This is a genomic window from Phycisphaeraceae bacterium (assembly GCA_019636675.1).
GTDB lineage: Bacteria > Planctomycetota > Phycisphaerae > Phycisphaerales > UBA1924 > JAHBXC01.
The window spans coordinates 233,205-248,732 of record JAHBXC010000002.1; the positions used below are offsets into that span (position 1 = coordinate 233,205).

9 protein-coding genes are annotated in these 15,528 nt (G+C 69.3%); 4 read left to right on the top strand and 5 right to left on the bottom strand.

The genetic code is table 11. The features are described from left to right. Positions 1-235: 235 nt before the first annotated feature. The 4 genes from KF684_07670 to KF684_07685 all read left to right on the top strand — a co-directional run bounded on the left by KF684_07670 (position 236) and on the right by KF684_07685 (position 8,842). A complete protein-coding gene (locus KF684_07670; protein MBX3352798.1) occupies positions 236-1,447 on the top strand; it encodes an efflux RND transporter periplasmic adaptor subunit in 1,212 nt (403 codons plus the stop codon). After that, positions 1,447-4,647, top strand: a complete 3,201-nt coding sequence (locus KF684_07675; GenBank protein ID MBX3352799.1) for an efflux RND transporter permease subunit — start codon at positions 1,447-1,449, stop codon at positions 4,645-4,647. The genes KF684_07670 and KF684_07675 overlap by 1 nt, the downstream gene beginning before the upstream one ends. Positions 4,648-4,687: 40 nt before the next feature. Then, positions 4,688-5,839 carry a phytase gene (locus KF684_07680; protein MBX3352800.1) on the top strand — a complete coding sequence of 384 codons (1,152 nt, stop codon included), beginning with the start codon at positions 4,688-4,690 and terminating at the stop codon, positions 5,837-5,839. 420 nt (positions 5,840-6,259) lie between these two features. Next, complete coding sequence (locus tag KF684_07685) at positions 6,260-8,842, top strand: hypothetical protein (protein MBX3352801.1); 2,583 nt, start codon at positions 6,260-6,262, stop codon at positions 8,840-8,842. Between the two features lie 173 nt (positions 8,843-9,015). On the opposite strand, the gene serS is transcribed toward KF684_07685, so the two are convergent. From serS to KF684_07710, 5 genes are all read right to left on the bottom strand, one after another. Next, positions 9,016-10,428, bottom strand: a complete 1,413-nt coding sequence (gene serS / locus KF684_07690) for a serine--tRNA ligase (protein MBX3352802.1) — start codon at positions 10,426-10,428, stop codon at positions 9,016-9,018. 532 nt (positions 10,429-10,960) lie between these two features. Next, positions 10,961-11,836: an NAD(+)/NADH kinase gene (locus KF684_07695; protein ID MBX3352803.1), complete on the bottom strand. Its 876-nt coding sequence runs from the start codon at positions 11,834-11,836 to the stop codon at positions 10,961-10,963. 33 nt (positions 11,837-11,869) lie between these two features. Beyond that, positions 11,870-13,957, bottom strand: coding sequence for a 1-deoxy-D-xylulose-5-phosphate synthase (locus KF684_07700; GenBank protein MBX3352804.1), 2,088 nt, complete (start codon positions 13,955-13,957; stop codon positions 11,870-11,872). A gap of 40 nt (positions 13,958-13,997) precedes the next feature. After that, on the bottom strand, positions 13,998-14,951 hold the full coding sequence (locus KF684_07705; GenBank protein ID MBX3352805.1) for a polyprenyl synthetase family protein: 954 nt from the start codon (positions 14,949-14,951) through the stop codon (positions 13,998-14,000). A gap of 32 nt (positions 14,952-14,983) precedes the next feature. Further along, positions 14,984-15,448: a PTS sugar transporter subunit IIA gene (locus KF684_07710; GenBank protein MBX3352806.1), complete on the bottom strand. Its 465-nt coding sequence runs from the start codon at positions 15,446-15,448 to the stop codon at positions 14,984-14,986. Positions 15,449-15,528 lie beyond the last annotated feature (80 nt).

A 15,528-nucleotide genomic window follows, 5' to 3' on the forward strand; every position in this document is an offset into this window, starting at 1 on the left:
TGACCCACCTGAGCCCCGCGATCGCGGGGTTCTTTTTTGCGCGACCTGAGCGGCGTCGCAACGGTCGGGTCCGGGAACGAGCGTCCGCGCCGGGCGTTTCATGTCGCTTGGCGTCGTGAACGCATCCGCGGCGCGAATGTGATCGATACAGTCCTCTATCCCCATGGCCCACACGAGCAGGCAACACAGAGCCCGGTCTTCCACGCGTGCGTGCGTGCGAGTGTGTCTGTGCGCGATGCTGCTCGGTGCATCGGGGGCGTTCCCGGGCTGCGGGCCCGGTGGCGACGCCGGCGCGCAGCGACCCCCGGTGTCCGCGCCGAGCCTGCGGGTTCGGTATATCGAGGCGTGGGAGTCGCCTGTCGAGCTCCGGTTGCGCGCCGTGGGCACGACCCGCGCCGTGGATTCGGTGACCGTCACGAGCGAGGTCTCCGGTCGCGTGCTTCGGCTCGGGTTCACGGACGAGTCCATCGTCGACCGGGGGCAGGTGCTGGCGGAGCTCGACGCTGGGCTGGCTCGCGCCGAGCGCGACGCCGCCGCGGCGCGCAAGGAGCGGCTTCGCATCCTCTACGAGCGCACGCTCGAGGCGTTTCGCGCCGGGGCCAGCAACCAGACCGAGGTCGACAACGCGCGCACGCAGTTCGCGGAGGTCGAGGCCGAACTCGAACGGGCGTCGCGGGTGGTGGAGGACCACACGATCGTCGCGCCGTTCCAGGGTCGCGTCGGGCGGCGTCTCGTGAGCGTGGGCGCGCTGGTCAGCCCGGGCGACCCGATCGCCGAGCTGCGCACTGTGAGCCCGATCCAGCTCGTGTTCTCGGCGCCCGAGATGTACCTGTCGTCGCTGCGGGTCGGCCAGCGGGTCGACGCCCGCTCCCCGGCGTTCCCGGGGCGCGTGTTCAGCGGCGAGCTGGCGGTCTCCGGCTCGCAGGTCGATCGCGCCACGCGCACCATCGAGGTGTACGCGCTCGTTGAGAACCCCGAGGACGCGCTCAAGCCGGGCATGTTCCTGAGCGTCGAGCAGGTCGTCGGCGTGCGCGACAACGCGGTCCTCGTCCCTGAGTCCGCGGTCATCCGCGAGGGCGCCAGGGCCGATGTGTTCGTCATCGTCGAGGGCAAGGCGCGGCGACGCGAGGTCGAGATCGGCGAGCGCCAGCCCGGCGTCGTCGAGATCGTCCGCGGCGTGCGCGCGGGGGAGCGCGTCATCACCCAGGGCATCCAGCGCGTTCGCGACGGCATCGTGGTCGACGCGAGCCCCGACACCGATCTGGAGGGCCTGGGCGTCCGGATCGGGGCCGCGTTCCACGAGCAGCCCGCGTTCGGTGCGCAGAGCGCCAGTCGCTCCCGACAGAGCGCGCTGCGCGCCGTGGGCGCCCCGGCAGTACGAGAAGAGGTCGTGACCGTCGAGCCCATGAGCGACGAGCTCGCCCCGTTCGATGAGCGGGCGCCCTGATGTTCCTCTCGACCCTCTCGGTGCGCAGGCCGGTTCTCGCGAGCGTCGCGAGCGTTGTGATTCTGGTGCTGGGCGTCGCGTCGCTCTCGCGGCTCGAGGTGCGTCAGTATCCCGACGTCGACCCGCCTGTGGTGTCGATCAGCACGAACTACCGGGGGGCGTCGGCCGACGTCGTCGACGCGGAGATCACCAAGCGCCTGCTCGACCGGCTCAGCGGGATCGAGGGGATCCGCACGATCGAGTCGCGCAGCAGCGACGGGTCGTCGAGCATCGACATCGAGTTCAGTCTGAGCCGCGATCTCGACCTCGCCGCGGCCGACGTGCGCGACCAGATCAGCCAGGCGCGCGACGATCTGCCCGATGACGTCGACGAGCCCGAGGTCAGGAAGTCCAGCAGCGATTCGTCGCCCATCATGTGGATCAGTCTGTCGAGCGACCGGCTGAACGCGATGGAGCTGACCGACTACGTCGACCGGCAGCTCTCCGAACGGATCTCGCTGCTCGACGGCGTTTCGCGGGTTCGGATCGGCGGCGAGCGGCGGTACGCGATCCGCGTCTGGCTCGACCGCCAGGCGATGGCGGCGCGCGGCGTGACGGTCGACGACATCGCGCAGCGGCTCGAAGCAGAGAACCTCGAGCTGCCGGCGGGCCGCATCGAGAGCAAGCTGCGTGAGTTCTCGGTGCGTTCGCTCTCGCGCCTCACCGAGCCGGAGCAGTTCGAGTCGCTGGTGATCCGAGGCGAGGGCGTGCAGCGGGTCCGCCTGGCGGACGTCGCGAGGATCGAGGTCGCCGCCGAGGACGAGCGGACCGGCTTCAGCGTCAACGGGCGGACGTCGGTCTCGGTGGGCGTGGTGCGCCAGAGCAACGCGAACACGGTGGACGTGGCGAACCTTGTCCGGGCCGAGGTCGATCGCATCCGCGAGACGCTGCCGGAGGGGATATCGATCCAGATCGCTTCCGACGACTCGATCTTCATCAAAGAGTCGATCCGCGAGGTCGTGACGACGCTGTTCGTCGCGATCGGGCTGGTCGTGCTCGTGATCCTGGCGTTCATCGGCTCGCTGCGCGCGACGATCATCCCGGCGATCGCTATCCCGGTCTCGGTGCTCGGCTCGCTGGTGGTGCTCTACGCGCTGGGCTTCTCGATCAACGTGCTGACGCTGCTCGCGGCGGTCCTCGCGATCGGGCTCGTCGTCGACGACGCGATCGTGGTGCTCGAGAACATCGACCGGCGCATCCGCGCCGGCGAGAAGCGGCTCGTGGCGGCGGCGAACGGGGCCCGCGAGGTCGGCTTCGCGGTGATCGCGACGACCGTCGTGCTCGTATCGGTCTTCGTCCCGCTGTCGTTCCTGACGGGCAAGGTCGGGAGACTCTTTACCGAGTTCGGCATCGCGATGGCGTCGGCCGTCGTCTTATCGAGCTTCGTCGCGCTCACGCTGAGCGTCACGCTGTGCGCGCAGGTTCTTCGGGCGAAGAAGCCGGGAGCACCGGGCAGGAAGCCGGGCCTGGCGCGGCGCGCGATCGCGCGAACGACCGGCGCGATCGGCGCAGGGTACGGCGCGCTGGTGGGGCTGACGGTGCGCCTGCGATGGGTCGCGGCGGTCGTCGCGGTGTCGGTGGGGGGCGCGGCGTGGTGGTTCTTCACGAACCTCCCGAGCGAACTGACCCCGGTCGAGGATCAGGGTCGGTTCTTCATCGTCGTCGAGGCGCCGCAGGGCGCGTCGCTGGAATACACCGCGGCGCAGGTGGCGAAGATCGAGGAGATGCTCCTGCCGTACTTCGGCGAGGACGGCGACGGCCCGCTCGATCGCGTGATCTCGATCCTCTCCCCGGGTTGGGGCGGCGCGAGCGGGGTCAACACGGCGCGCCTCATCGTGCGGTTCAAGCCGTGGGACCAGCGCACGATGTCGCAGCAGCGCGTCGTGTCCGAGCTCACGCCGAAGCTCGCGGCGATGCCCGGGGTGCGTGCGTTCGCGACGAACCCGGCCGGGCTGGGCATCCGGGGGGGCGGGCAGCCGATCCAGTACGGCATCGGCGCGCCGGACTACGCGACGGCGCGGATCTGGGCCGAAACGGTGCTCGAAGCGGTCGAGGGCGATCCGGCCTTCGTGAACCTTCGCAGCGAGTTCGAGCCGACCACGCCGCAGATCACCGTGCAGATCGACCGGGAGCGCGCGATCGACATCGGGCTCGATGTAGCCGCGATCGGGCGCGCGCTGCAGACCTTCCTGGGCGGGCGCGAGGTCACGGAGTTCTTCGACCGTGGCGAGCTCTACAAGGTGATCCTCCAGGCCGACCCGGTGTTCCGCGCAAGCCCGGGCGACCTGCGCGACATCTATGTGCGAAGCTCGACGACCGGGACACTCATCCCCATCGAGAGCGTCGTTTCGCTCGAGGAGCGCGGCACGGTGCGGGACCTGCGACGCATCAACCGTGTTCCCTCGGTGCTTATCTCCGGCGGCGTGGGCGAGGGCAGCTCGCTTGGCGAGGCGCTGGAGCGCCTCGACGAGGTGGTCGCGCAGCAGCTTCCTGCGGGGGCGATCGTGAACTACCTGGGCGAATCGCTCGAGTTCCGCGACTCGTCCATGCAGCTCTACTTCACCTTCGCGATGGCGCTGATCATGGTGTACCTCGCGCTCGCGGCGCAGTTCGAGAGCGTCATCCACCCGATCACCATCATGGTGAGCGTGCCCCTCGCGGTGACCGGCGGGCTCGCGGCGCTGTGGGTCACGGGCGAATCGCTGAACATCTACAGCCAGATCGGGCTGATCCTGCTCATCGGCCTCATGGCCAAGAACGGCATCCTGCTCGTCGAGTTCGCGAACCAGCTCAGGCGGCGCGGCCGGTCCCCGATCGAGGCGGCGCGCGAGGCGGCGCAGGTCCGCCTGAGACCGATCCTGATGACCGCGATCAGCACGGTGCTGGGCGCGATCCCTCTCGTCATCGCGAGCGGGGCCGGCGCCGAGGGGCGTCGAGCGATCGGCGTCGTGATCGTGGGCGGGATGGGCTTCGCGACCGTCCTCACGCTGTTCATCATCCCCGCGATCTATGTCCTGCTCTCGCCCCTGACCAACACCGGCGATCCGGTCGAGGCGCGCTTCGAGCGAGAGATGCTTGAGCACGAGTCGCTCGCGAGCGCGCCGTCCGGGCGGGCGAGCGGGTCGTCGAGGCCCGGTCGCGAGCCGGTCAGCGTGGGCTGAGCGGCGCGCGGCGTGCCTTGGCCGGCGGTATTCTCCCGGCATGGCTCGTCGATCCTCCGTCGTGGCGCCGCTCACCGCCCTCGCTTTCGCGCTCGGCGCGTGCGCCGGGCCCGTTTCCATCGTGCGGATCGTGCAGCCGACGGTGCAGACCGTGCCGGTGCAGACCGAGGGCGACGCCGCCGACGACCCGGCGGTCTGGGTGCACCCATCGAGCCCCGAGCGGAGCACGATCATCGGCACGGACAAGACGCGAGGACTGCTCGTGTACGACCTCGCCGGTCGCCTGCTGCAGGACATCCCCGACGGGCGCATGAACAACGTGGACGTCGTCTACGGCTTCACGCTGGGCGACCGGACCGTCGACCTGGCCGGGGCGACGAACCGCACCGATGACTCGATCGCCCTGTACGAGATCGATCAGACCGACGGCACGCTGCGCTCCATCGCGGCGCGCCCGATTCTCACCGGGATTGAAAGCGTGTATGGCTTCTGCTTCCTGCGCAGCGCCGTCACCGGGCGGTTCTATGCGTTCCTCAACAACAAGGAGGGCGTCGTCCAGCAGTGGCGTTTGTTCGAGCGCGACGGGAAGGTCGACGCGGAACTCGTGCGAGCCTTCCCGGTGGGGGGGCTGACCGAGGGCATCGTCGCGTCGGCGTCGACGAACGCGTTGTTCGTCGGCGAGGAGCGCGTCGGTGTGTGGAAGTACGAGGCCGAGCCCGCATGGTTGGTGCGAGGCGTCGCGAAGGACTCGCCCGGCGTGCCGTTCGAGCGCCCGCGCCGGCTCGTGGCGGCGGTCGGGCGCGACCCGCTCGTCGCCGATGTCGAGGGTCTGGCGGTCTACCCGATGGACGGCGAGGACGGGGGCTACCTGCTCGTTTCCAGCCAGGGCGACAGCACCTTCGCGGTCTTCGGGCTGCGAAGCTCTCACACGCACCTGTTCTCGTTCCGCCTAGGCGGAACGGGCTCCATCGACGAGGTGAGCGGCACGGACGGGATCGAGGTCGTCGCGGCGGCACTCGGGCCGGCGTTCCCTCGCGGCGTGTTCGTGGCCCAGGACGACGAGCGTCCGGGCTCCACCCAGAACTTCAAACTGGTTCCGTGGGAGCGGGTCGAGGACGCGTCCGAGGGGTTGATCCGGGGCGTGCGTGGGTGGGACCCGCGTGCGCGACCCCTCGTAGTTCGCGACGACTGAGTCCGGCGAGCGGTGGAGGGGGGCGACTCCTCCCCTGCGACGATGGGCGGGGCGGGTCGTCGCTGGAGACGAGGCGGGTGGGCTTTTTTTTCGGCTTTTCTGCCCTGAATGAGAGGCCGCGGGTGGTTCTCGGAGGAAGGGGAGGAACCGGCCCCGAGGGGTGGCGTATCGGGTGGTGCGCACGCTGGCAGGATCGGCGAAACGCCGAGGGAGCGCGGGCGAGACAGGAGCGGGTCTGCTATGCTCTGTCGAGGGCAAATTCCTGTGAATGGCCCTGAGTTTGAAAGGGCGCGTGAGCGCCCGACGCATGAGGTGTCCGCACCCCCGGGCCGGGCCCGGTCTGAAGCCATACTTTGTCGCGGCCGCGCCGGGGCCGTGGGTCCGAATGTTCCAGCCCCAGACACGAGGGGATGATTGGTCATGAGAAGAACTGACATCGGAAGGTCGAGCGTCTCCACGCGGTCCGCGGCATACGCCCTGACGGCGGTTGTTGGCGCGGCCATCGGCTTGTCGGCCCCAGCGGTCGCGGTCGGCGAAGGCACGGCGTACATCTGCGCGACCGGCGGTTCGGTCAACCCGTTCTGCCCCTGGTTCACCGGTCAGGGCCCCATCCTGAGCGCCGTACTCGGGCAGAACGCGCCCACCTCCGGCCGCAACGCGGTGATCGGCATGATCTCGGGCTTCCTGCCCCCGGTCCGGTTCGAGGGCGAGGGCCTTTCGCAGGTCGATCACGTGGTCTTCCAGGAGGGCAACTCCGGGCGTTCACGCGTGCTGGTGGGCATCATCGCCGGCGCGTACTCGAACGGCCGCTCCAGCGGCGATCCGACGCAGCTCAACGGCGAGAACCGTCTCCAGGTCCAGGCGGGCGGCGTGCTCGCCACCGCGATGGGCGACGGCGACTTCAACCCGTTCAACCCGTTCGTTGACACCACCCAGGGCGTCGCCGGCGAGGCACGCGCCATCGTCGCCTCGGTCGCCGCTTCGCTGTCCGGCGCCGACAACAACCCGCAGTTCGAGACCGACCTCAACGGCTTCGCGCGGTCGATGCTCATCATGGCCGACCGGACCACGGCGCTGCGCTTCGCTTCGGCGTACCCCGACATCAACGGCGATGGCAGCCCCGACGTCGTGACGGCGGATGTCATCGTGCTCGACATCGCGGAAGGCGGCGACCTCGCGGGCGAGGGCTTCCTCCCTCGCGTCGCTGACGGCATCGTCTTCGACTACGACGTCACGGTCATCGCCCCCACGGGCGACGGCGCCGACGCGGTCGGCGTCCCCCAGCAGCAGCGCCAGACCTTCATCTTCAACCGCACGCTCTTTGCGCCCGCGTCGGGGTACAACGTCCTGGCCGTCGGTGCGCAGGATTTCCCCGCTGGCACGATGTCCATGGGCGGCAGCTGCCCCAAGGAATACCGCGCTCAGTGGTTCAAGTCCGGTCGCGGCACGCTGCGTGCGCGCAACTACGCGCAGTTCGACCCCAACGAGCCGACCGGGTTCCAGGAGATCCCGCAGGCGCGCTCCGGCGTCGGCGTCGTCGCTCCCGGCACCAAGCTGCGCATCCCCGACATCACCGCGTTTAACGCGTTCGTCCGCGACGAGAACATCTGCGACCTGCTGCCCGAGGGCGGCGGCGGCGGCGGTCCGGGCGGCGAAACCCCCGACGACCTCGCCGAGAGCACCCGTTTCGCAACCGGCTATGTCGCCGGCGCGATCGCGCTCGTCCAGGACGCGTACAAGAAGCTCAACGCCGCCCAGCCGACCATGTTCCGCCTGCCGCGCATTCCGGCGGTCACCATGAGGGCGATGGTCATCAACTCCGCGTCCCGAGCGCGTGCCGACATCGCATGCTGGACGAACACGGGCGAGTTCTACGAGGGCAACCCCGACCGCGGCGCCCAGCCCTTCGGCACCTGCGACCCCTTCACCGCCGACTCGACGCAGCGCTCGCTCGACGCGTCGGTGGGCGGCGGGCTCCTCGACCTCGTCGCGCTCCACGAGAACTTCCAGGGCCGCGCCGCGGCCGAGGGCGTCCTCCAGCAGTTCGCCACGATGGATGTGCCCACCACGGATCGGCGCATCCCCTACGTGCGCATCCCGCCCGGCCTCGGCCTCAATCGCGGCGGCGCCGGGTTCGGCGGCGGGCCCAGCGGCGGGCTCGGCGATAACGACAACAGCCTGCGCCCGCCTTTCCCGCCCCCGAACATCGGGCCCGGCGGCGAGATCCCGGCCGACTGGCCGATCCGTCAGATCATCCCTCGCGGGTTCCGTGACTTCGAGAACCCCAACACGGTGTTCATCCGCTCCGCGCTGCCCGTCGACTCGATCGGCTGGGACATCGCCCGACTCGGTCGCGGCTACGTCGACTATGTGATCACCACGCTCATCAACGCCGGCGACACCTTCTCGGCCACCCTCACCTGGAACCGCACGCAGCAGATCGACTGGCCGTTCGTCGCGCCGGGCTCGACCGAGGTCCTGCCCCCGAACATCCGCGACGCCGAGCTCCAGCTCGAGTACGAGGACATCAACCTCCTCCTGTTCTTCGCCGACTCGTCGGGCAACCCGTCGTTCCAGATCGGGCGCTCCGCGACCGAGTGGGACAACACCGAACTGATCTACTTCGATCAGTCCGTCGATCAGGGCCCCGGCGGCATGCCCGTCACCGGTCGCTACCTGATGCGCGTGGAGTGGAACCAGCGCCGCTATGACCGCTTCCTCCGCCTCCCCGTCGCCGACACCGAGTTCGGTCTCGCCTGGCGAGCGATCACCATCGAGCAGCTGGCTCCCGGCGGCGGCCTCGCCTTCCAGAGCATCCCCGGCGATGTCAACCGCGACGGCGCCGTCGACCTCGCTGACCTCAGCGCCGTCATCCAGAGCTTCGGCCAGATGGACTTCAACGCCGACGCCAACAGCGACGGCATCGTGAACATGGCCGACATCAACCTCGTGCTCGCCAACTTCGGGCGACGCGCCCCCGAGTCGCTCGCCTCCGCCGAGTAATCGAGCGAACAGCGCCCCACGCACCAACCACCAGCGCCCGCGAGCACCACTCGCGGGCGCTTTCTTTTAGAAGCAGGCACGAGGCACAAGGGGCCGGGAGGTTTGACTGCGCCGCCTCGGTTTCCTTCTTCCCCTTTGCCTCCTCGTGCCTCTTGCCCCGTGCCTTCTTCAACTCAGCCGATGCGATCGACGCCGCCGAGGTAGGGGCGCAGCGGCTCGGGGATGAGGATGGATCCGTCGGCCTGCTGGTGGTTCTCCACCAGCGGGATCAGGATGCGCGGGCTGGCGAGCACGGTGTTGTTGAGCGAGTGCGCGATCACGGGCTTGCCGTCGGCGGTGCGGATGCGCATGTTGAGCCGGCGGCACTGGTAGTCGTACAGGCGTGATGCGCTGTGCGTCTCGGCATAGGCGCCGGGGTTCTTCTCGTCGCCCCCGGACTCCACGCGCGCCGGCATCCAGGACTCGATGTCGATCATGTCGGCGTTCTTCACGCCCAGGTCGCCCGTGCAGCACTGGAGGAGGCGGTAGGGCAGGTGCAGCGACTGCAGGATCTCCTCCACGAACCCGATCATCTTCGCGTGCCACGCGCGGCTCTCGGCCTCGTCGGGGCGACAGATCACCACCTGCTCGCACTTGTCGAACTGGTGGACGCGGTACAGGCCCGCGGTGTCGCGACCGGCGGCGCCGGCCTCGCGCCGGAAACACGTCGAGACCGTGGTGTACTTCAGCGGCAGCATCGACTCATCGAGGATCTCGTCCTGATGGATCGCCATAAGCGAGACCTCGCCGGTGCCGGTGAGGAAGAGGTCCTGCCCACCGCGCTCCTTCTCGTCGAGCCGGTAGACCTGTTCGCGTCCGGCCGGGAAGAAGCCGGTGCCGATGAGGGCCTCTTCGCGCGCCAGGACGGGGACGTTGATCGGCGTGAAGCCGTGGTTCATGGACATGAAGTCCATCGCGTAGCGCAGCGCCGCGAAGTGGAGACGCGCGCCCCAGCCCTTGAGCAGATACGAGCGCGAGCCGGCGATCTTGACGCCGCGCTCGAAGTCGACCATGTCGTGCATGGTCATGAGATCGATGTGGTTTCGCGGCATGAACCCGCGCTGGCGCTCGAAGGGTTTGGAGGTGTCGAACGCGGGGAGCCCGCCCTTCGCTGGCGGGTTCCAGCGCCGGATCTCCTTGTTGTCCTCTGCGCCCTTGCCGACGGGCACGTCGTCGTCGGGGGGCTGGGGCACCTCGAGCAGCAGCCGGTCCAGCTCGGGCCCGATCGCCTGGAGGACGAGTTCGAGGTCCTGGATCTTGCCTTTGAGACGGGCCGGGCGCTCCCGGAGCTGCGCGACTTCCTGCGCGATCTCGGCTTGCCTGGCGCCGTCGGCTTTCTTTCCCTCCGCCATGAGCTGGCCCATTCTCGGCCCGGCTTCCTTGGCGAGCTTGTTCTGCTCAGCGCGCAGGGTTTCCTGCTCGGAAAGCGCTTCGCGATGGCGCTTGTCGAGGTCGAGAATCCGATCGATATCGACCGGGACGCCCTTCTTTCGAGCGCCGTCCTTGAAGCGTTGCGGATCCTCGCGGAGCAGTTTGAGATCGATCATGGGTCGGGATGGTAGGGGAACGCGGCACGAGTGTGCGACGCGCCGGGGCGTTGTGCGAGGGTGTGGACAAAGAAAAAGACCGTGGTCGCCTGTGAGCGGCCACGGTCTCTGCCACACTCCGCCTTACGGCGTCGTGCGTTTTTCGGTGCGACCCTTTCACCGGGTGTCGGAAGCATTCCCCAACGCTGCCGACTGCGACATGTTTCTCTCGAACAGCGGGTCCTGCTGTCCGTTCCCTCAACTCCGGACAGTTGTCCGGGGTGTCCAGACTCGGACGAATCCGAGAATGAACGCTGACGTGTCTCTCCCTCGCGTTTCCGCGAGGGCCTTCCTTGAGGACCGCACGCCGAGGCGGGCGGTTGCTTCCCTCTTGACCAACAAGGTAGCGTGTCCTCCCCCGCTCTGCAAGCCAAATCGTGGGGGAACCGATGAACTTTCTGTATCTTTTCCCGCTCGGAGAGGGGGGGAGGCGCGATTTCTGCGTTTTTGCCCGGAGGCAAGATTGCCTATCTTCACGCCCGGGGCCGTCTGGCTATCGCTCGCCCGGGGCGACCGCCCAGTGCATCTTGCGGATCAGGGTCTGCCAGTAGTTGGCCCGGCGGTTGGTCACGACGCGTAAGGGCTTGGGGTGTATCTGGATGCGCACCCGGTCCCCTTCGCGCAGGGGGGCCATCCGCTGCCCGTCGAGGACGAGGGTCGTCCCGGCGCCGTGGTTGAATTCGTGGTGGTTGGCTCTGCGGACCGTGATGCGGATCTCGGCGTCCTGGGGCACGACGATCGAGCGGAACGAGAGCGAGTGGGCCGCGACAGGGGTCACCACCAGGCAGGGGGTCGTCGGGGCGAGGATCGGACCCCCGGCGGCGATGTTGTACGCCGTCGACCCGGTGGGGGTGGCCACGATCACGCCGTCGCCCTGGAGGAGCGGGCCGGGCTGGCCGTCGATCGAGAGGTCGAGGGCGATCATGCGAAAGGGCGGGCCGGCGGCGATGCTGCACTCGTTGAGCGCCAGGCCGAGGTCTTCGGGCGGTCCTCCGGCGCGCTCGATGGTTGCGCCGAGAAGGACCGCGTCGCGCGTCGGGAGCGGCGCGCCGGGATTGAACAGCGTGGGCGCCTGCTGCACGAGCGCCGCGGGCTCGAACTCCGCGAGGAAGCCGACTTTCCCGAAGTTCACGCCCAAAAGGGGAACGGCACGCTCGGCGAGAGAGCGGGCGGCGGCGAGGATCGTCCCGTCACCCCCGAGCACGACCGCGAGGTCGGCCTTGAGCGACTCGTCGGGGCAGGCGTTGGCCTCGCACTCGCCCACGAGATCGGCGTGCGACGCGAGGAGCGCGCGGATCGTGGGGAGGGCCTCCCGCGCGTCGGGCTTGTCGGTGTTGACCAGGAGGACGACGCGTCGACGATCGCTCATGCGCGCATGGTAGTCGATCATCGCGACGCGGCGTCAGCCGGCGGCGGGGCTGCGCCTGGGCGTCGGAGACGCCGGGGACTCTTCCCGCTTCGGGCGATCGAGCAGCAGCCCTCGCACGCGCTGCGCGATGCCGGCGGCGTCGAGCCCCGTCTCCGCCAGTTGCGAGGAGCGGCTGTTCTGGTAGATCCAGTGGTCGGGGATGCCCAGCGTGCGCACGCGCGACGCGTTGAGGCCCATCTCGGACGCGGCCTCGAGGACCGCCGTCCCGAACCCGCCCACGACGCTGTGGTCCTCGACCGTCAGGATCGGGATGTCGCGCGTCAGCAGGTCGCGGATCAGCTCACGGTCGACCGGCTTGGCGAAGCGCGCGTCGTAGACGCTCACGCGGATGTCGGGGGCCAGCTGCGTCGCGGCCTCGACCGACGCGATCGCCGGCGAGCCGAACGCGAGGATCGCGGCGTCGGGGCGCTCGACCTCTCGCAGCGCGCGGGCCTTGCCCACGACGAACGCCGGGCAGGGCTCGCTTGCGAACAGCGCCGACACGTTGTCGCGCGGGTAACGCACGGCGCTCAGACCGGTCTCCCAGGTGCGCATGAACTCGAGGGCCGCCAGGAGCGAGGGCTCGTCGATCGCGGCGGTGACGACCGCGCCTGGCAGGGTGCGCAGGATCGCGACATCGCAGAAGCCGTGGTGGACCGCGCCGTCGCCGCCAACCAGCCCGGCGCGATCGAGGCACAGACGCACGGGAAGCCCCTGCAGCGCGACTTCCTGGAAGGCCTGGTCGAACGCGCGCTGGAGGAACGTGCAGTACACGGCGAAGAAGGGCTTGAGCCCGGTCTTCGCCAGCCCCGCCATCATGTCCATCGCGTGGCTCTCGCAGATGCCCGTGTCCCAGGTGCGATCCGGGAACGCCTTGAGCACCTTGGAAACACCCGTCCCGTCGGGCATCGCGGCGGTGGCGGCGACGACCTTCGCGTCGCGCTCCATCATCCCCAGCAGCGCGTCGCCGAACGCGCTCGTGAACGAACGCCCGGACTTCTTCAGCTCGACGCGGCAACCGGTGTTGACCAGCTCGCGCGTCGCGGCGGCGCTGGCGGCGTCGCTCGAGGTGACGTCCGGGTCGGTTTTCACGCTGAAGGCGCTGGGCGAGTGGAACGTGGTCGCGTCCTGCTCGGCGTAGTGGATGCCCTTGCCCTTGACGGTCTTGACGTGGAGCACCATCGGGCGATCGAAGTCGCGCGCCTCGGCGAGGAACTCGATGAGCGAGGGCAGGTCGTGCCCGTCGACCGGGCCGATGTGCATCAGCCCGAAGTGCTCGAACCAGTTCACCTCGCGCCCGGACGCCGGGCCGTCGTGCTGCTCGCGCGCGACCAGCCACGCCTTGGTGGCCTCGCCGAAGCGGTGGTACGCGTCTTCGACCAGCTTGCCGCCGGGCACGCGGTTGAGCACCTTGCGCGCCTGGCGCTTGAAATCAGAGTACAGCGGGTTGATGCGCAGCCGGTCGAAGTACTGCGCCATCGCGCCCTGCGGGTGGCTGATGGACATCCCGTTGTCGTTGAGGACGACGAGGAACTGTCGCGCCAGCGTTCCGGCGTTGTTCAGGCCTTCGAGCGCGACGCCGTTGACGATCGACGCGTCGCCCACGAAGCAGACCACGCGACGACCCTTCGGGTTGTGCTGGGGGTCAAACGCTTCGCTGTTGAGCGAGTCGCCCCGGGCCATGCCCACGCCCGTGCTGATCGCGGTGCCGGCGTGCCCGACCGAGAAGAGGTCGTACGACGACTCGCGCGGGTCGGGGAAGCCCGACATGCCGGCGCTGGTGCGCAGGCCCCCGAGCAGGTCGGCGCGCCCGGTCAGCAGCTTGTGCGGATAGCACTGGTGCCCGACATCGAAGAGCAGGCGGTCGTGCGCGAAGTCGAAGACATAGTGCAGCGCGATCGTCAGCTCGACGACGCCGAGGTTCGGGGCGAGGTGCCCGCCCGTCTTCGAGACCTGATCCACGATGCGCGCGCGGATCTCGGCCGCGAGGGTCGGGAGCTGGTCGATCGGCAGGCGCTTCAGGTCGGCAGGCGAGCGGATCGTGTCGAGCAGGTTGGTCATCGCGTCGGCCTGGCCTTCCATCGGGGGGGCGATACCTCACAGGAGTGTAGGGAATCGGCCCTCACGATGTTCGCACGGCAAGGAAATCGCAGATTCGCCCCAGCTCCGTCGCACGCTCCCCGAAAGGCGCCAGCGCCGAGGTCGCCAGGGCGTGCAGGCGCTCGACCTCGGCCCGGGAACCCTCGATCCCCAGCACCCCGGGAAAGGTGGTCTTGCCCGCCGCCGCGTCCTTGCCCGTCCGCTTGCCCGTATTCTCGGGCGTCTGCTCGACGTCGAGCAGGTCGTCGACGATCTGGAACATCAGCCCGACAGCCGAGCCATAGGTCGTCAGCGCTTCGAGAGCGTCCTCTGGCGAGCCAGACCGTCGGCCCGTCTCTGCAGGAGAAACCGCCCGGAGCCCCATCATGGCGCCCATGCGGCAGGACGCGAGGATCAGTGCCCCGGTTTTGCAGCGGTGGATCAGCGAGACCCGCTCCTGTGCGCTCAAGCCCTCGGGCAAGCCGCCCAGCGTGTCGTACACCTGCCCGACGATCATCGCGCCCGACGCGTCGGCGAGCTCGCGAGTCAGAAGGCCCGCCAGCGCCGGGTCGATCCCCTCGGTCGTCAGGGCCCGGAACGCGAGCACCGTCATCGCGTCGCCCGCGAGGATCGCCATCGCCTCGCTGGTCGCCTTGTGCAGGGTTGGGCGCCCCCGGCGCAGGTCGTCGTCGTCCATCGCCGGCAGGTCGTCGTGCACGAGCGAGAACGCGTGGATCAGCTCGACCGCCGCCGCCGCTGGCAGTGCGGCCTCGCGAGGGGCACCGACGGCGGCGCAGCACTCCAGCGCCAGGCAGGGGCGCAGGCGCTTGCCGCCACCGAGCAGCGCGTAGCGGATCGCCTCGCGCAGGGATTCCGCGAGTTCGATCGACGAAAGGAAGCGGTCGAGGCGCCCGTCCACGAGCGCGGCGGCGCGCGAGAGCGACTCGGGCGTGGTCGGCTGGGTCATCGCGGGGGTCGTGGTGGAGGGCGGGTTCACGACGGGAGTGTACCTGTGCGCGCCGGGCGCCCTCAGGACGCGACGTGCTCGCGCGACGCCAGCATCGAGTACATCTCGTCGGCGCTCATCGCGTTGTAGAGCTGTTCGCGGAACTCGGCGTCGGCCATGAGGCGACTGATCTTGGCCAGCGCCTGGATGTGGTCGCTGGTCTTGTCCGGGGGGCTCGCGAGCAGGACGATGAGGCGGACCGGCTTCTGGTCGATCGCGGCGAACTCGAGAGGGTTCGCCGGCTTGCCGATCGCCATCGCGAGCCCGGCGACCGAGGCGCACTTGCCGTGGGGGATCGCCAGCCCGTGCCCGATCCCGGTGGTGCGAGTCTGCTCGCGGGTCCAGACCGCCTGCTTGAGCGACTCGGCGTCCAGCACGCGACCGGACTGGGCGAGCGCGTCGACCAGCTCGAAGATCGCGCCCTTCTTATCGAGGGCGACGAGCGGGACTTTGACGCAGGTCGGCTTGAGGATCTCGGTCAGATTCATCGCGGAAACCACACGAGTTTGGTGAAGCACGGGCTCTGGAGACGAAGCCGACCGGGTGACTCAAGAGTGTAGCCGTCGCG